This is a genomic window from Halobacteroides halobius DSM 5150, from assembly GCF_000328625.1.
In the GTDB taxonomy this organism is placed as follows: Bacteria; Bacillota; Halanaerobiia; order Halobacteroidales; family Halobacteroidaceae; genus Halobacteroides; species Halobacteroides halobius.
Genome location: NC_019978.1, coordinates 1,535,487 through 1,553,092, shown reverse-complemented (window position 1 = coordinate 1,553,092; position 17,606 = coordinate 1,535,487). Strand labels below are relative to the sequence as shown.

General features: G+C 30.9%; 9 protein-coding genes. All 9 read left to right on the top strand.

The genetic code is table 11. The features are described from left to right. Window positions 1-92: 92 nt before the first annotated feature. The 9 genes from HALHA_RS07585 to HALHA_RS07545 all read left to right on the top strand — a co-directional run bounded on the left by HALHA_RS07585 (window position 93) and on the right by HALHA_RS07545 (window position 17,502). Entirely contained in the window at window positions 93-1,379 is a 1,287-nt protein-coding gene (locus HALHA_RS07585) for an ABC transporter substrate-binding protein (RefSeq protein ID WP_015327205.1), read from the top strand. A gap of 96 nt (window positions 1,380-1,475) precedes the next feature. Further along, entirely contained in the window at window positions 1,476-3,791 is a 2,316-nt protein-coding gene (locus HALHA_RS07580) for a glycoside hydrolase family 65 protein (protein WP_015327204.1), read from the top strand. A gap of 99 nt (window positions 3,792-3,890) precedes the next feature. Then, window positions 3,891-5,579, top strand: coding sequence for a glycoside hydrolase family 13 protein (locus HALHA_RS07575; protein WP_015327203.1), 1,689 nt, complete (start codon window positions 3,891-3,893; stop codon window positions 5,577-5,579). Between the two features lie 52 nt (window positions 5,580-5,631). Beyond that, entirely contained in the window at window positions 5,632-6,633 is a 1,002-nt protein-coding gene (locus HALHA_RS07570; RefSeq protein WP_015327202.1) for a LacI family DNA-binding transcriptional regulator, read from the top strand. Between the two features lie 268 nt (window positions 6,634-6,901). Further along, on the top strand, window positions 6,902-8,218 hold the full coding sequence (locus HALHA_RS07565; protein WP_015327201.1) for an InlB B-repeat-containing protein: 1,317 nt from the start codon (window positions 6,902-6,904) through the stop codon (window positions 8,216-8,218). A 24-nt stretch (window positions 8,219-8,242) separates the two neighbouring features. Beyond that, window positions 8,243-9,223, top strand: coding sequence for a beta-sandwich domain-containing protein (locus HALHA_RS07560; protein WP_015327200.1), 981 nt, complete (start codon window positions 8,243-8,245; stop codon window positions 9,221-9,223). 75 nt (window positions 9,224-9,298) lie between these two features. After that, window positions 9,299-9,859, top strand: a complete 561-nt coding sequence (locus HALHA_RS07555) for a hypothetical protein (protein ID WP_015327199.1) — start codon at window positions 9,299-9,301, stop codon at window positions 9,857-9,859. Then, window positions 9,819-16,067: an RHS repeat-associated core domain-containing protein gene (locus HALHA_RS07550; RefSeq protein WP_015327198.1), complete on the top strand. Its 6,249-nt coding sequence runs from the start codon at window positions 9,819-9,821 to the stop codon at window positions 16,065-16,067. Before HALHA_RS07555 ends, HALHA_RS07550 begins: the two co-directional genes overlap by 41 nt. A 103-nt stretch (window positions 16,068-16,170) precedes the next feature. Beyond that, window positions 16,171-17,502 (top strand): tetratricopeptide repeat protein, encoded by a 1,332-nt coding sequence (locus HALHA_RS07545; protein ID WP_015327197.1) that lies wholly within the window; start codon window positions 16,171-16,173, stop codon window positions 17,500-17,502. Window positions 17,503-17,606: the final 104 nt, after the last annotated feature.

The following is a 17,606-nucleotide window of genomic DNA, read 5'->3' as shown; positions in this document are numbered from 1 at the left end:
ATATCTTTGGGGAGGTGGTCATAAAAACTAAAAATGCTTTTAAAAGGTTAAATTTATTAAAATAAACTAAAAATCAAGTGAGGAGTGAGATAATGAAAAGAAAAAGTATTATAACATTAAGTTTAATAGCCCTGTTGGTTTTTGCTGTCACTGCAACTTCTTCAGCCTGGTGGATTTTTGGTGGTGATGAGGAGAAGAAAAAGAAAGATGGAGAAGTAACAATTACTTTTAGTACTGGAATTGATAATACTGGTACTGATCCATTATTGATTAAAAAGTTTGAAGAGAAGTATCCAAATATTAATGTTAAGCTTATTGAACAACCTTCTTCTAGTGATACACAACATGATACTTATGTAACTAAGTTATCAGCAGGTAGTTCTAGTATTGATGTTATGAATGTTGATGTAATTTGGCCAGCAGAATTTGCAGCAGCTGGTTGGTTAGAGCCATTAAATAAGTACTTTACTGAAGAAGAAATCAATAAATTCTTACCAGGGCCAATTGATGCAGTTACTTATAAGGGTAAAATGTATGCAGTTCCTTGGTTTACAGATGCTGGAATGTTATACTATAGAAAAGATATTGTAAAAGATGCACCAGATACATGGAGTGAATTATACACAAAGGCTAAAAAGTATATGGGTAAAAAAGGTACCACAATGGGCTTTACTTTCCAAGCTAAGCAATACGAAGGTCTAGTTTGTGACATTTTAGAGTATTTCTGGTCTAATGGTGGAGCAGTATTAAATGACCAAGGTAAAGTAGTAATTGATAGTCCAGAAAACTTACAAGCACTAAAGTTTGTAAAGAAGTTAGTTCAAAGTAAAGTTACTCCACCAGGTATTACAACATTTATGGAAGAATCAAGTCGACGTCCATTTACTGAAGGTAAGGCAGTCTTTAATAGAAATTGGCCTTATGTATGGTCAATTGCTCAAAGTAAAGGTTCTCCTGTAAAGGGTAAAGTTGGAATTGCACCAATGCCCAGAGGGCCACAAGGTGATTCTGGAGCAGCTACTTTAGGTGGTTGGAACTTAGCAATAAATAAGTATTCCGAGCATAAAGAAGCAGCTGTTAAATTTGTTAAATTCATGACTAGTTATAAGATGCAAGCATTTAATGCTATTAAATCTAGTCGAATTCCAACTAGAAAAGCTGTTTATCACGACAAAGAAGTATTAGAAGTTAATCCATATTATAAAGATATGTATAATGTCTTTATTAATGCTAAGCCACGACCAGTAACTCCTATGTATCCTCAGATTTCTGATGTGATTCAAGTTGAGGTACACAAAGTAATTAATGGTATGAAGAGTGCAGATAAAGCATTAGAAACAATGCAGAAGAAGATTGAAAAGTTAATGAATATGATGTAATTAATTCAAAGCGGAATCCTGGGGATTATCTCTAGGATTCTGCTTTAATAAAAAAATTTTAAATTTATTGTAACCGGTTTCAGGGAGGAGAAAATAATGAAATTAAAGAATAATTTATCTACAGAAAATGGTTGGCAGATAAGAGAAAATAAATTCAATGAAGACCAAATAGTAATTACAGGTAGTAATTTCATGATTGGTAATGGTTATTTAGGTTATCGAGGAACTTCAGCTGAATGGGGAGCAGATGAGTATGTAGGTTGTATTGTTACAGATACTTATGATATGGCTGATGGAAAATGGCGAGAATTGTGTAATGCTCCTAATGCTTTATATACTAAATTATATCTTGAAGGAGAACTAGTATCTGAATTTGAAGGAAAAATAAATGATTACCAAAGAGAAATAAATCTAAAACATGGTTTATATAACCGAAAATTAAATTGGAGTGCTAATAATGGAGCAAGTGTTCAGTTAGATGTTGAGAAGTTTGCTAGTTATGATAATCTTCATTTAGTGCCTATGGAATATACTTTTGAAGTTCAAGAGGATACAGAAGTTACTTTAATTACAGGAATTGATGGTCAAGTTTGGGATCTTAATGGTCAACATTTAAAAGATCACGAACTAATAGTTGAAGATGATTTAACTGTTATTAAGGCAGTTACTGGAGAATCTAATATAGAATTAGATGTAGCTGAAGCTTTAGAGATTGTAGGAGCAAAACCAAAATCAGAAGAAATTATTAAAGAAGAAAAGAGAATTTTACGTCAGTTAAAGTTTGATTTAGCAGCTGGTGAGCAAGTAACATTAAAGAAGGTAATGAGTGTTTATAGTAGTAATGATCTAGCTAATCCTTTTGAGGCTGCTACAAGAGATGCTAAAACTGCTATTGAGGCAGGTTATGATAAATTAAAAGAAGTCCATCAAACAAAATGGGATCAAGTCTGGGAAGTATCTGATATTAAAGTTGATGGTGATTTGGAAGCTCAAACCTTATTAAGATTTAATTTATATCATAATACAATTTGTACTCCTGCTCATAGTGATAAATTACCAATTGGTGCTCGAGGTTTATCATGTCAAGCTTATCAAGGCTCAGCTTTCTGGGACCAAGAGATATTTAATATGCCTATGTTTTTATACACTAGACCAGAGTTAGCCAAAAATATTTTAAAGTATAGATATCATACACTTGATGGGGCACGAAAAAAGGCTAAAGATTTAGGATATTATGGAGCTTATTATGCGTGGGTTAGTGGTAAGAGTGGTGAAGAGTTATGTCCAGACTTCTTCTTTGAAAATGTATTAACCGGCAGAAAAATTAGAAATCACTTTAATGATTGGCAGATACATGTGTCACCTGATATTGCCTATGCGGTGTGGCAATATTATCAAGCTACAGGTGATTGGGAGTTTATTGAAGACTATGGGGCAGAAATTGTCTTTGAAATTGCTCAATTTTTAGTAGCTCATGCTTACTTTAAGAAGGATAAAAACAGGTATGAATTTATTAGATTATTAGGTCCGGACGAATACCACGAAAATGTAGATAATAATGCATTTACTAATTATCAAGCTCAATATGCATTAGATAAAGCAGTAACTATTTATGAGAAATTGCAAGATACAGCACCTCAGAAGTTAATAAAATTATTAGGTAGTTTAGGATTAGGAGAAGAAGATATAGATAATTGGAGAGAGATGGTAGAATTAATTTATTTACCACAACCTGATGAAGAAACTTTATTAATAGAGCAATTTGACGGTTACTTTGATCTTGAAGATGTAACTCCTAAAGAGGTAGAATCAAGATTAAAAGATCCTCATGAGTACTTAGGTTGGCCCGTAGGAGTAACAGTTAGAACTCAAGTTAGCAAACAAGCTGATGTAGTTCAATTATTATGTATGCATAATAGTTTTGATGAAGAAGTAATGAAAGCTAATTATGAATACTATGAACCAAGATGTGAACATGGTTCTTCATTAAGCCCATCATCTCATTCTATTGTTGCTAGTAAAGTAGGCAATACAGATGAAGCCTATAAGCACTTAATGAAGTCAGCTACTGTTGATTTATATAATACAAATAAGGCTATTCATGGTGGGACCTTTATTGGTGGAATTCACACTGCTGCGTGTGGGGGAACATGGCAAGCGATTGTTAAAGGATTTGCTGGTTTAGAAGTCAAAACTGAAGGAATTAGTTTTGATCCTATCTTGCCAGAAGAGTGGGATGAATTAGAATTTAATTTAAAATATAATTATAATGATTTGGAATTAGAGATTACAGATGAGCAATTGGTTATTAATTCTGTAGTAAAAAATAAGGATGCTATTGAAGTTAAAGTTAATGATGAGGTTAAGATAATTAAACCTGGAGAAGAAGTAGTCTTTTCTTTGTGTTCTTAAAAACAAGTTGTATAGTATCAGTTTAAAGGGAGGTACCTGTGTGGTACCTTCTACTATTGTGTAACTTTTAAATAAATGCTATAATAGGAGGTAATAATAATGGATAAAAAGTGGTGGAAAGAGGGAGTAGTTTATCAAATTTATCCCAGGAGTTTTAATGATTCAAATGGAGATGGAATTGGTGATTTACAAGGAATTATAGAAAAGGTTGATTATTTAGACAAATTAGGGATTGATGTGGTTTGGTTAAGTCCAGTTTATGATTCTCCTAATGATGATAATGGATATGATATTAGCCATTATCAAAAAATCATGGATGAATTTGGTACAATGGAAGATTGGGAAGAACTCTTAGAAGCACTTCATACTAAAGGGATTAAGTTAATCATGGATTTAGTAGTCAATCATACTTCTGATGAACATAATTGGTTTGTTAAATCAAGAAAATCTAAAGATAACCCTTATCGAGACTATTATATTTGGAGAAAAGGAAGAACAGATACTCCACCTAATAATTGGAGGTCTAATTTTGGTGGTTCTGCTTGGCAGTATGATAAAGTAACTGGTGAATATTATTTACATTTATTTTCTAAAAAACAGCCTGATTTAAATTGGGAAAACCGAAATTTAAGAGAAGATATTTATAAGATGATGACTTGGTGGTTAGATAAAGGGATTGATGGTTTTAGAATGGATGTAATTAACTTTATTTCTAAAGCACCTGGTTTACCTGATGGAGATTCTGAGGTTGGCCCAGGAGCTATGGGAAGTGAACATTATGTTGACGGGCCAAAAGTCCATCAATACTTAAAAGAAATGAATAAAGAGGTTCTTAGTAAGTATGATATTATGACAGTTGGAGAAATGCCTTTTGTAACAGCTGATGAAGGAGCAAAATATGTAGCACCAGATAGAAACGAGTTAAATATGGTCTTTCAATTTGAACATGTACTCTTTGATGAAGGTTCTAAAGGTAGATTAGGTAAACCTCGAGATTGGAAATTAACTGATCTAAAGAAAATTTTGCATAAGTGGCAAGTTAAATTACAAGAAGAGAATGGCTGGAATAGCCTTTATTTAAACAATCATGATCAACCTAGAATGGTCTCTCGCTTTGGAGATGATAAAGAATATCGGGTTGAATCGGCTAAAATGTTAGCTACATTGCTACATACTTTACAAGGAACTCCTTATATTTATCAAGGAGAGGAAATTGGAATGACTAATTTTCCTTTTGAGAGTATAGATGATATTCGTGATATTGATACTCTAAATAAGTTACAAGAAGAGCAAAAGAAAGGGAATATTGATGATCTCAATGAGATGATGGATGTTGTAAGGTATTGGAGTAGAGATAATGCTCGCACACCAATTCAGTGGGATAATAGTCAACATGCTGGGTTTACTACTGGTACCCCTTGGATTAAAGTTAATCCTAATTTTAAAGAGGTTAATGTAAAAAAGGCACTAAATAATTCAGAGTCTATCTTTTATTATTATCAAGATCTAATTAGCTTAAGAAAAGAGGAACCAATAATTGTGTATGGTGATTATCAACTTCTTTTAGAAGATGATGAAAATATTTATGCTTATCTAAGAGAGTTAGAGGGAGAGAAATTATTAGTTATACTTAATTTCTTTGCTGAAAAACCAGAATTTAAATTACCAGATGATATATCTTTTCAAGAACAAGAATTACTAATTAGTAATTATGATGTAAGTAAAGAGGAAGGAATTGATAAAATTAACCTACAACCTTATGAAGCGAGGGTTTATAAGTTAAAATAATTTGAATATAAGCTGACCTCCTAGGGTAATTGGTTTATAAAGGAGGATTATAATGGGGATTACAATGCAAGATATTGCTCAAGAAGCAGGTGTCTCTAAAGCAACTGTCTCTCGGGTAATAAATGAGGACTCTTATGTAAGTAAAAGCACCAAAAAAAAGGTAATGGGAGTTGTAAATAAATATAACTATAAACCTCATACAGTAGCTAGAGGTTTAGCTAGGGATTTATCACATACAATTGGATTAATGATTCCTGGGCCACCACGAAATATTACTGATCCCTTCTTTTTAGAATTTTTACATGGAGCAGGTAATAAAGCAGCAGAATATAGTTATAGTTTATCTTTACCAACAATTAGTGATAATAATGAACAGAAGCTTTATGAAGAAGTAATTGATAAAAATGATATTGATGGTTTAATTATCACTGACCCGCAGGTAAATGATTTTAGAGTAGATTATTTAAAAAAAGAGGGTATTCCCTTTTTATTTTTAGGGAGAACATTTGCTGATGAAAATGTTTGTTGGGTTGATGGAGACAATGTGGGAGGAGCTTATCAAGCAACTGATTATTTAATTAAGCAGGGACATGAAAAAATCGCTTGTATTTCAGGTCCAACTAAATTTGTAGCTAGTCATACTCGTTTTGAAGGGTATAGACAGGCTTTATCTGAAAATGGTTTTGTTTTTAATTCCAATCTAGTTATTAGAGGTGATTTTACTAAAGAAGGTGGTTACTTAGCTATCAAGAAATTATTGGCTAAAGCAGATTTTTTCTCAGCTGTCTTTGCTATTAATGATGCAATGGCAATGGGAGCAATTCAAGCTTTAAAAGAAGAAGGGGTTAATATTCCTCAAGAGTGTGCTGTAATAGGTTTTGATGGAATTGATTTAGGCGATTACATTACTCCTAAATTAACTACAGTACGCCAACCAGTTTATCAATTAGGTCAAGAATCAGTTAAAAAACTAATTAAGTTAATAAAAGGCCAAGAAATTAATGAGAAACAGAAAATCTTACCTGTAGAATTATTGAGTAAAGATTCAGTTTAAACTATAAGTTTTGAGTTAGGTATCTTACCTAACTCTTTTTTCATGTGTTTTAAGAATTATAAAGGGTGTATGGGTTAATTTAATCTGATTAAGTCATGTTTATTTGAATTATCGCAATAATACTATTGTATTCTCTTTTATAATATGTTGTTTATATTTTTTTCATAAAAATCAGAAAATAAAAAAGGAGAGATTAAAATTAGGAAAAGCACATATTAGTACCCAAAAATTTAATGATAGTTAAATTTTTAGATAGGGGTGATTAAAAATGAAAGGTGATAAAATAATTTCTTTAACTTTGATTTTACTGTTAAGTTTGGTTTTAGTTGGTTGTTTAGAAGCTAATGCAGCTAGTAATAAAGTTAAATTAACAATTTATAAACTTGGTAAAGGAGAGATTACTCCTAAAGTAGGAACTCATACTTATAAACAAGGTGCTACAATTACTTTAAAAGCAGTTGCTAAAAAAGGGTATTCTTTTAATAAATGGTCCAGTAAGGGGATTAATGAATTAAATAAAAAGGTTAAAAATTGTGAATTAGTATTAGATCAGGACTTAACAATTACAGCAGTATTTAGTGATGGGAAAACACTTAATTTTGTGGATTATGATATTGAACAAGTACTTCGTAAAAAATTACAAAAATGGGGAAAATTAAATCAGCACTCTAATAATATTTTAAAGGAAGATGTTTATGGAGTAAAATCTTTAAATATTGAAGGAGTAGAAATAGAATCTTTCCAGGGGCTTCAATTTATGCCCGATCTAAATTACCTAGATATTCGAGAAAGTAAAGTCACCGGAAATTTATTTCCATTAGCGAAAAGTAATAATTTAAGGCAACTAATAATTAGAGAAAAGACAAAACTTAAAGATATAAGTCAGCTTGATCTTTTAACTCAACTTAAAGATCTTACTTTAGAAAATCATCAGTTGACTGAACTTTCTCAAATTAGCAACTTAAGTCAGTTAAGTAGACTTAATATTAGTAGTTCTAGCCTTAAAAGTATTAAAGGAATAGAAAACTTCACTAAATTAAAGAGATTTACTTTACAAAATGGAAAAGTTGCAGATATAAGTACTCTATCGCAGCTAACTAATCTAAAAAGGATAACTATTAATGATCTCCCAGTAAAGGATATAAGCCCTTTATCTAATTTGAATAATTTAAAATATTTGACTTTATCAGAGCTTCCAGTTGATGAATCAAAAGATCTAACTAAAGTATTGAAAAGTATGAATAATTTAAAACGTCTTTCATTGACTGATTTAAAAATTAATAGAGTTGATTTCTTAAAAGGAATCTCACAATTAAGTTGGCTTAATCTTTCTAGAAATTCTTTTAGTAATTTAGAAAAATTAAAAGAACACATACTTCGAATAAATAACCTAAGTACTTTATGGCTTAGTCAATTAGGTCTAGAAAATATTGATTTTCTATTAAAATTAGATTTAAATGAGTTAAAAGAAGTATATATTAGAGGAAACAACCTTGATTTATCAAAAGAGGCAGAAGATATGAAAGTTATTAACAAATTAAAGCAAAAAGGAGTCCAAGTTATTTATAAATGGCCCTGGCAATAAAAATAGTAGTAATTTAAGGGGGGGATGGAAATCAATAAAATTAAAAAGAAAAAAATAGTATTTGTAATGTTAAGCATCATGTTATTAGGACTAGCTGGTTGTTCTAGTTCTTTTAACAAGACTGAAACAGGAAATATTTATGGACAAGTCTATTTTCCGGAAGTTGAGGTTTCTGTGTTAGGTAATAACAATCCGGGAAGAACGGTAGTCTATCTAGATGATAAAAAATACCAGGTAACAACTACAAATGGTAATTTCACTTTTAATAATGTAAAAGCTGGTACCCATACTTTGCAAATTAAAGATAAATATTATTATTCAAAAGAATATAAAGTAAAAGTAGAAAACTCTAGTATAAAAACTGAATTAAAAGATAAAATAGGCGGGATATATTTAAAATCTTGGTACTTAGGAGGGGGTAGTAATTTAGTGTCAATTTTACAAGTTAATTTATCTAGTGAGATTGCTAAAAAAATAAAAAGTGGTGAGTATAAAGTAAAAGTATTTCGAATAAAAGATGGAAAAGAAATTTTAATTGAAGCCTATAAAAATGATTATTGGTTAGATGGAAATGTATATGTAGAAGATATATTTAATTTAAATAAAAAGTATAAAATTAAAGTTAAAGTTTTTAATAGTAAAGGAAAAGTAACAAGGCAATTTACTAAGCAAATAATATACCATAAATTAAATTTAATTGGCCCTAAAGATTCAGTAACAAAATCAAATCCTACTTTTAATTGGGAAGAAATTGATGGAATAGTAACTTATAGTTTTAATTTATCACACTGGGACAAGGCTAATAGCTATTGGTCTAGTTTGTTTACTCTTAATAGCAATAATTTATCAATCCCCCAATATGTACTACAAGTTACAGAAAATGATGCTGATAAGTGGGTTACTGGAAATAAGTATAGGTGGCACGTTAAAGGATATTTATATGATAAAGCTGGGCATTGTTACGAAGAATTTCAATCAGTTAAAATGAAATTTGATTATAAGTAAGGAAGAGGGGTGATCTAAGTAAGTACGATAAAATTAACTTTCAATGCCTTAAGATAAATCATAAAGGGGCTTATTATGAGTAAATGGAAGTATGCTTTAATTATGTTAGGACTAAGTTTATTAATAATTATGGTAGGGGGCAATAAAGTAATAGCTAACCATGAACATGATTTAGTGGATGCTGCTCCTTGGATTATAGGTAAAGATAGTGAAGAACATTGGTACTATACTGCTGATAAGGTTTGTAGTATTTCAAATTGTGACTATATAGAAGGAGTAGATAAAACTGGAAAAGCTCATTCCAAAAAATATGGATCATGGTCTTCAAAATCAGGTGATGATACTTATCATTATCGAAAAGTTGAATGTACTGCTTCTACAAGCCTTAATTCTTGCTCTTGGGAGAATGAAGAGAAAGAAAAACATACTTATAAATATGATAGCAGTATTGAAAAAGATAAGTGTACTGTATGTGGTCATACAAGACCAAATTCTTCTCATGAAGCCAGTAAAGAAAGTGAAAATTTAACAGAAGAAGGTAAAGAAAAAGTAAGGACTGCAAAAAATAAAACTGAAAAATCTAATAATAAATCTGATGAAGGAGAAGAAAAGAAAAGAACAAAAATCCAAAAATAAAGTTAAGGAAGTAGGAAATAGTTACAAAAAAGGAAGTAAAACTGAAAATATAACTCAAGATTTATTAAATCAAAAGTCAAAACAAAAGTTGAAAATAATAAAGGGAGTCAATACTAGAACCGGGCACAAAGATGGTGAAACTGCAGGTGATCCAGTAAGATACTCTACCGGAGAATATATAAGTAAGAGTACTGATTTAGTAATAAAGAATGTAACTCCTCATTTTAAAGTGGTTAGAAATTATGGTAGTTTTAATCAAAATAGTTTTTCCTTTGGAAAAGGTTGGAATTTTAATTATGATACTCGAATAATTATGGGGGTTAGACCTGATTATAAAGAAGTTGCTAGGAAGTTAAGTAAGTTTGCCAGTCAGTTAGAGGATTATTATCAAAAAGCAGTAAAAGATTATCAAAGAGCGAAAAGCTTATCCGAGAAAGCTCTAAAACGAGCCCAGGAAGCTGTGGTTCATGCTAGTAAAGCTTTGGAAAAGGCGAAAAAAGCTAAGGGGTTAGCTAAAAAAGCTGTAAAGGCTGCCCAGAATGGAAAGGAAGATGCAGAAGAAGCTGAACTGATTGCTTCTAACGCTTTGTATTATTTTCAACAGGCTATTGAAGAAGCTAGAAAGGCCAAGGATAAAGTTGCTACTGCTAAAAATATGGCTGATACAGCAATTAATAAAGCAGATACAGCAATTTTAAAAGCTAAAGAAGCCCTTAACTCAACTGATGGTAATTCTACGTTGGAAAGAGAAGCTCAGTCTGCTCTAGATAATGCGAAACGACTAAAGAAAAATGCTAAAATTGCTAAACAAAATGCAGTAACAGCTAAAGGAAGAGCAACTGATTTAGAAGAAAAAATTAAAATATTAATTACTGATTTAGAGTTTTTAGAAGAAGATATTACTGCTGAACAAGATGAAGCCGAAGAAAGTTATAATGAAGCAGAAACTGCTTTAAGTAACGCTTGGGATGCTTTAGATTCAGCTAAAAGAATGGTAAGAGAATCTGAAAAAATGTTAAATGCAGCTCAAAATCAATTGAGTAAAACTCAATCATGGCGAAAGACCGTAAAGAAGAAACACCAATTAATAGAGAAACTTAAAAAAATAAAAAACAAAGTTAGAGAGTTAGCACAAGAGGCACAATTAGATAAGGAATATTCTGAAGCAGCTCATTATCGTAATCAGTATAATGTTGATTGGTCCACTAATCTAGAAAGAGATGAAATTGGAACTCGCCGAGTAATATTGATAGATGAATCTGGGATTCCACATATTTATAAAATAGACAAGAAACCTGACTATGATGCAGATATTAAATTTTCTGATGGAAGAAAGAACTATTATCCAAAAGGGAGTTCTACTCAAGCAGTAAAACCAACAGATGATAAACTAGAAATTTTATCGGATGGCACCTATAAATTAACTAAAAAAGATAAGACAGTTTATTACTACTCCTATTTTGGTAAGCTTAAAAAAATTGAAAAACCAACTGAAAGATATCTTAAATTTAAGTATAATAAAAAACATGAGTTGGTTGAAATTAAAGATAGCTTCGGGCGTACGGTTAAGATAGATCGAGTTAATGGTAAAATAGTAAGTATTACTGATCCTATTGGAAGAAAACATTTCTATAATTATCGCGAAGATAAATTAGTTGCTTATACTGATCCTGCCGGCAACACTAGAAGATATGAATACAATGAGGATCACTTAACTAAGTTAATTTATCCGAATGGTGACAGTTGGACCTATTATTATCAGCAGCTTAATGGTAAATGGGTGGTGGACTATCAGGTAGATAGTAGCGAGGCCAAGTTTGAATTTGAATATAATAAAGATAGTCAGAGAACAATTGTAACTGATAGACGAGGTCACTCTACTATTTATATTTATAATGAAGATTATTTGACAGAAGAAACAGTTGGCCCTAATTATAATCGAGTACAAAAAGAATATGATAGTCAAAATAATTTAGTTGCAGTTATAGATAAAAGAGGTAATAGAACAAGCTATACTTATGATAGTAACAATAATATTACTAGTATTACTGATCCTAAAGGAAATACGATTAGTTTTACTTATAATCAATTTAATAAAGTAACTTCTGTAACTGATAAGAATGGTAATACAACTACTTATAGCTATGATAATAATGGAAATTTAACTAGAATTACTTATCCAGACGGGACAAGCCGTAGATTAGTGTATAATCAAGCTGACCTGGTGGTTAAAGAAATTAATCCAAGAGGAAATACGATTCAATATAAGTATGATGACTATGGCAATATTAAGGAGAAAATTTATCCTGATGGTAGTAAAGAAAAGTTTGTATATGATAAAGTAGGCAGATTATTGAAGAAAACTGGACCTAAAGGAGGTACAATAAACTATAGTTATAATGCCAATAACAAAGTAACTAAAATTGTGGATCAGTTAGGAAATACAAAAAAGTATAAATATAACTCTCGCGGCAAAGTAACTATTAAGATAGATGCTCGAGGAAATAAAATAGAATATAAATATGATAATCGAAATAACTTAAAAGCAATAAAGGATGGAAAAGGTAATGTAAGAAAGTTTGAGTATGATGCAGCAGAGAATTTAACCCGTAAGGTTATTTCTGAAAATGTTCATTATATATATAAATATGATAATTTAGATAGATTAGTGAGAAAAAAACAAGTAGAAACAGGTGTCACTACTGAGTATGAATATGATGCCGCTAGCAATGTAACAGCAATTACTGACGGTAAGGGAAATACTACCCAGTTTGTTTATGATGACTTAAATAGAAGGATTAGAAAGATAGATCCGTTAGGAAATACTGTTAGTTATGACTATTCTCCAGAAGGACAGATCAAATCAATAACAGATAAGAAAGGAAATACTACTATCTTTCAGTATGATAGTAGAGGAAGAGTAACCAAGGTAACTAATGCTTTAGGAGAGACAGTCCAGTATGAATATGATGCAGCTGGCAATTTGATCAAGAAAGTAGATCCTAAAGGTAATGAGACTGAATACAAATATGATAAACGAGATAGATTAGTTAAGAAAATAAATCCAAAAGGAAAAGAAACTACTTTTGAGTATGATGACGCCGGTAATTTAGTACAAAAAGTTGATCCTAAAGGTAATGTAACTAAATATAGCTATGACTTAAAAGGTAGATTAATTAGAAAAGAAAATGCTTTAGGAGAAGTCAAAAAGTATGAATATGATGCCGCTGATAATTTAGTAGTCATGATTAATGAGGCGGGAGTAAAAATCACCTATAAATATGATAAATTAAATCGATTAGTTCAGATTAAAAATGAATTAGGTAATACTACTAAATTCGGCTATAATGAGCTAGGTAAGGTAGCCTGGAAAGAAGATGCTCTCAGAAATAGAGTGAAGTATAAATATAATGGTTTAGGACAACTAACAAAAGTGATTGATGTTAAAGGAAAAGCTGTTAAATATAAGTACGACCAGGCAGGTAACTTAGTTAAGAAAATAGATAAAGAAGGTAATGTGACAGAATATAATTACGATCAACTTAACCGTCGAATAGCGATTGTGGATGCACTCAATAACAAAGTAAAATATGAGTATGATCCAAATGGTAATAAAGTAGCAATGACCAATAAAAACGGTAATACCTATCATTATAAGTATGATGAATTAGATAGACTAACAGCAGAGATTAATTATCAAGGAGAGAAGCAGACTTACGAATATGATGCTAACGGTAATTTGGTAGAGAAAACAGACTTTAAGGGACAAACTACTACCTATAATTATGATAAATTGAATCGACTAGTAAAAGTAGCATTTGAAGGAAAAACTAAGAAAGAATATCAATATGACGCAGTAGGTAACTTAACTAAAGCAATTAATTCTCATGCACAACAGACATTCCAGTATGATAAACTATCAAGATTAGTCAAGGTAAAAGTTAATAATAAGCAGGAAAAAGATAGTAGAGTAATTAAGTATAATTATAACGCTGTAGGAAAACGAACCAAAATGAGTATCCAGGATGGATTAAGAGATACTACCAGAGAACTAACTTATCAATATGATCAATTAAACAGATTAACTAAGGTAAGTTTACCAGACGGCGGAAAAGTCAAATATAAATATGATGAGTTAAATAGAGTAGTAGAAAAGGTAAATAGCAATGGTACAGGAACTAACTACCAATATACTGACCGTGGTAGAATAAAAACTATTAAACACTGGACTAAACGAGGCGGTGGTAGGAAGCTACTTGAATCTTACGGCTATATCTATAATGCCAACGGCCAACGGAAATTCCAAATAGAAGGAAGTGGAGAATTACAAGCTTATCAGTATGATCCAGTAGGTCGGCTAAAGAAAGTACACTATCCATTTAGAGATAAGAAGAAACTAGCTGACCTTAAAGAAAGAAAATACTTTGGATTACTTTCAAAAGTTGGCGATCCGACTGATTATCAGTTAAACTTTAATCATGATATGATATGGAGTGAAGAAAGTAATTTACGAGATCAATTAGAAAATAATTTAGACTCTATAGGCAGCAGCTCCGGCGGAGAAGGAACCTTAAGATTAGATCAAGGAGAAAACGCACTACCATTTGTAACAGAATTAGATGTCAGTATGGAGCAAGAAGATAAAATTGATAGCTTATATGATAAGGTTGCAAAAGGCGGTTCTTTTAATATTGATCCACTGAATAGTGGTTACTGGACAGAAGAATTCAGCTATGACCCAGCAGGCAATGTAGTAGTTAAACAAAATGGCTGGGGCCAAATCACCTACGCCTATAACCAAAGCAACCAGTTAGTCCAAGCCGGTCAGAGAAAATATGACTATGATGCCAATGGTAACTTAATTAAGGAACAGCTAGGAGACTTATCAGCCGAATATGAATACAATTATAACAATAGATTAGTCAGAGCTAGAAATAACAGCAACTACCCTCACTTCTTCAACAGCAGGCGACCATTTGAAGGAGAAGTCAGATATAAGTATGATGCTTTAGGTAGAAAGATAGAAAAAACAGTAGATCCTCTACAAGGGGCATGGCAAGAAACTCAGCGGTATATGTACGATGGAAAGAGCCATAACATTATTGAAGGCTATGAAATGAAAGTTAAAAGAAAAGGAAATAATGGAAATAATCGCATAAATGCAGGAAAAATGAATAAAATTAGTGAATATTATCATGCAGAAGGTAAACTAATTGCAATGAATTACTTCAAGAAGCCAAAGATAAGCGGCGGCTGGTGGCCGAAACATCCTAATAAGGGAATGAATTTCTACCACCAGGATGCCCTAGGTTCAGTAACAATGACTACCGGAAGAAACGGACAGGCTGTTGAGCGTTATGAATATGATGCTTATGGTAAGCCGTACAACGGCTGGTTTGAGCACAGTGCTCATAATCAAAATCCTTATGGCTTTACTGGTCAGAGATATAGTAATCAGTTAGGAACTTGGAACTTTGCTTACAGACACTATAATTCAAACAGCATGCGTTGGATAACCAAGGATCCAGTTAAGGATGGAACTAACTGGTATCAGTATTGTTATAGTGATCCAGTAAATTATATAGATCCGTTGGGATTAGATGCTACAACTTTTAAAGCAGCTGCCGGTTTATCTTGGTTACCTATGGCTGATAGCCCATTTTTACCTTTTGGCGATGCAGCATATGCCATAATTGTAGGTGGTTTAGGAATAATTGAATATGGACCACAAGTATATAATTCAGGTAGAAAAGTTATTGATAACTGGGGGAGTCGAGAAGCTAAAGAAAAAGTTAATAATCAAACTAAAGATTCGCAAGGGAAATTAGAACAAGTTGATGATCCAGCACCAGATGTGACTGGGAATAGTACTGATGATTCAGTAACAGGACAAGATGAAGAAAAGGGTACTATAGTCCTGGGTAATAATCTTAAAAATGGAGGAGGAAATGGATTTAACAATAATAATGATGATGATGGAATAGTAAAGAAAATTAAAGGTACAGCTAAGAATATAGCCAAAGTAGTTAAAGAGAAACCAGTAACAACTATAATTACAGTAGGAACATTAGGATCTGTTGCTGGAAATCTTATGCTTAAACCTATTGCAGATTTATTCCAATTATCAAAACCAGAAGAAGAAATAAAAAAACCGGAAGAATATAAAAATAGTAATCAAAATCAAATTGTAGAGGAAGGTAAAAAGTGATGTATAAGTAAAAAAAAGAATAAGAGTTACCTATATAAAAACATGGAGATATTATTTAAATAATATCTCCATGTTTGAAATTTATTAAATGGAGGTAATATAGTTGTTTAGTCAAAAAAATTTATTTATTATAATGACTGGTTATCTTACCAGTTGGCTAGTAATGATGTTTTTATTATGGAAAGGAGTAGTAAGTAGTTTTTCAATTTACATTAGTTGTTTTTTTATTTTAAGTGTTATATCATATACTTTTTATTTCTATATTCTTAAAGTTACTAGAATAAATACATTTTTATACGATATTGTATGTAATGTTTTTGCAATTTTAACTATTATATCTACAAAATACATTAGTGATTTTTTTAATCTTCAATCTATTATAATAGGAAATTTAATTTTTGTGTTAGCAGTATGTGTTTTTGTTTGGAAAGCTATTTCTTTAGTAAATAAAAGATTAAAAAAGCAATCACAAAAATATTATGAAAAAGGTATACAAAACTTTGATGAGAAGAAGTATAATTTAGCTCTAAAATATTTAAATAAAGCAGTAAAATATTATCCCAAAAATTATAAGCTATACTATTGGCGAGGAGTAATATATTTAGAATTAGATATATTTGAAAAGGCAATAAAAGAATTTAATAAAACATTACTTTTATTAGAGAATGAATCTTCAATTTATGGATTTGTCTATTGTAGAATAGGAGAGGCATATGATGAATTAGGAAAGAGTGATAAAGGATTAGAATATTATTTAAAGGCATATAAGTATTTTAAAGAGAATGATAATATAGATACTGATGATTGTAAAGTTACTTTATGGGAAATAGCAAGAATATATGAAAATGAAGGGCAATTAGAAAAATCTATTAAATATTTAGAAGAAAGAAATAGATTACATCCAAATGAGACAAAAGTATTACATAGTCTTGGGTATGATTATGACCAATTAAAAATGGAAGATAAAGCGTTACGATATTATTTGAAAGCATATGATTGTGCGAATGAGGAAGATAAGAAGGAAGAATTTCATTTAGCCAATCTTTGGAATATAGCCAAGATATATGATATTAAAAGTGAATATAATAAAGCTATTTCTTATTTAGAAGAATTGTTAGAATTGGATTTAGAGAATTATGGTAGATATTATAAAGGGTTAATTTTCTTAGGAATAATGTATTTTGAAGTTAATGATTTAGAAAAGGCAAAAGAAACTTTTATGAAAGGAATTGGATCGGATAAAGTAGAAGAAAGATTAGACTCTTATTATTGGCTAATTATAGTAAATATTAAACAGGATAATATAGAAGGTGCTAAAGAATTTTATAGAAAAGCTATAGAAATCAAATCTGATTTTATTGAAATATATGGTTGGGAAGAGATAGATTTAAATAAAGAAGAAGTAGAACAAATATTAACTCAAAAAGTTAAGTGATAAAAGATGACTAGCAATAGTTATCTTTTACTTTTCTTGATATGATGCTTATGGAGATCCATATAATGGCTGGTTTGAACATAGTGCTCATAATTAAAATCCTT

Excerpts from the sequence above, each read along its gene's own strand:
- HALHA_RS07580 (WP_015327204.1), top strand. The coding sequence starts at position 1,476 with ATGAAATTAAAGAATAATTTATCTACAGAAAATGGTTGGCAGATAAGA.
- HALHA_RS07560 (WP_015327200.1), top strand. The coding sequence starts at position 8,243 with ATGGAAATCAATAAAATTAAAAAGAAAAAAATAGTATTTGTAATGTTA.
- HALHA_RS07585 (WP_015327205.1), top strand. The coding sequence starts at position 93 with ATGAAAAGAAAAAGTATTATAACATTAAGTTTAATAGCCCTGTTGGTT.
- HALHA_RS07555 (WP_015327199.1), top strand. The coding sequence starts at position 9,299 with ATGAGTAAATGGAAGTATGCTTTAATTATGTTAGGACTAAGTTTATTA.
- HALHA_RS07570 (WP_015327202.1), top strand. The coding sequence starts at position 5,632 with ATGGGGATTACAATGCAAGATATTGCTCAAGAAGCAGGTGTCTCTAAA.
- HALHA_RS07565 (WP_015327201.1), top strand. The coding sequence starts at position 6,902 with ATGAAAGGTGATAAAATAATTTCTTTAACTTTGATTTTACTGTTAAGT.
- HALHA_RS07550 (WP_015327198.1), top strand. The coding sequence starts at position 9,819 with ATGAAGGAGAAGAAAAGAAAAGAACAAAAATCCAAAAATAAAGTTAAG.
- HALHA_RS07575 (WP_015327203.1), top strand. The coding sequence starts at position 3,891 with ATGGATAAAAAGTGGTGGAAAGAGGGAGTAGTTTATCAAATTTATCCC.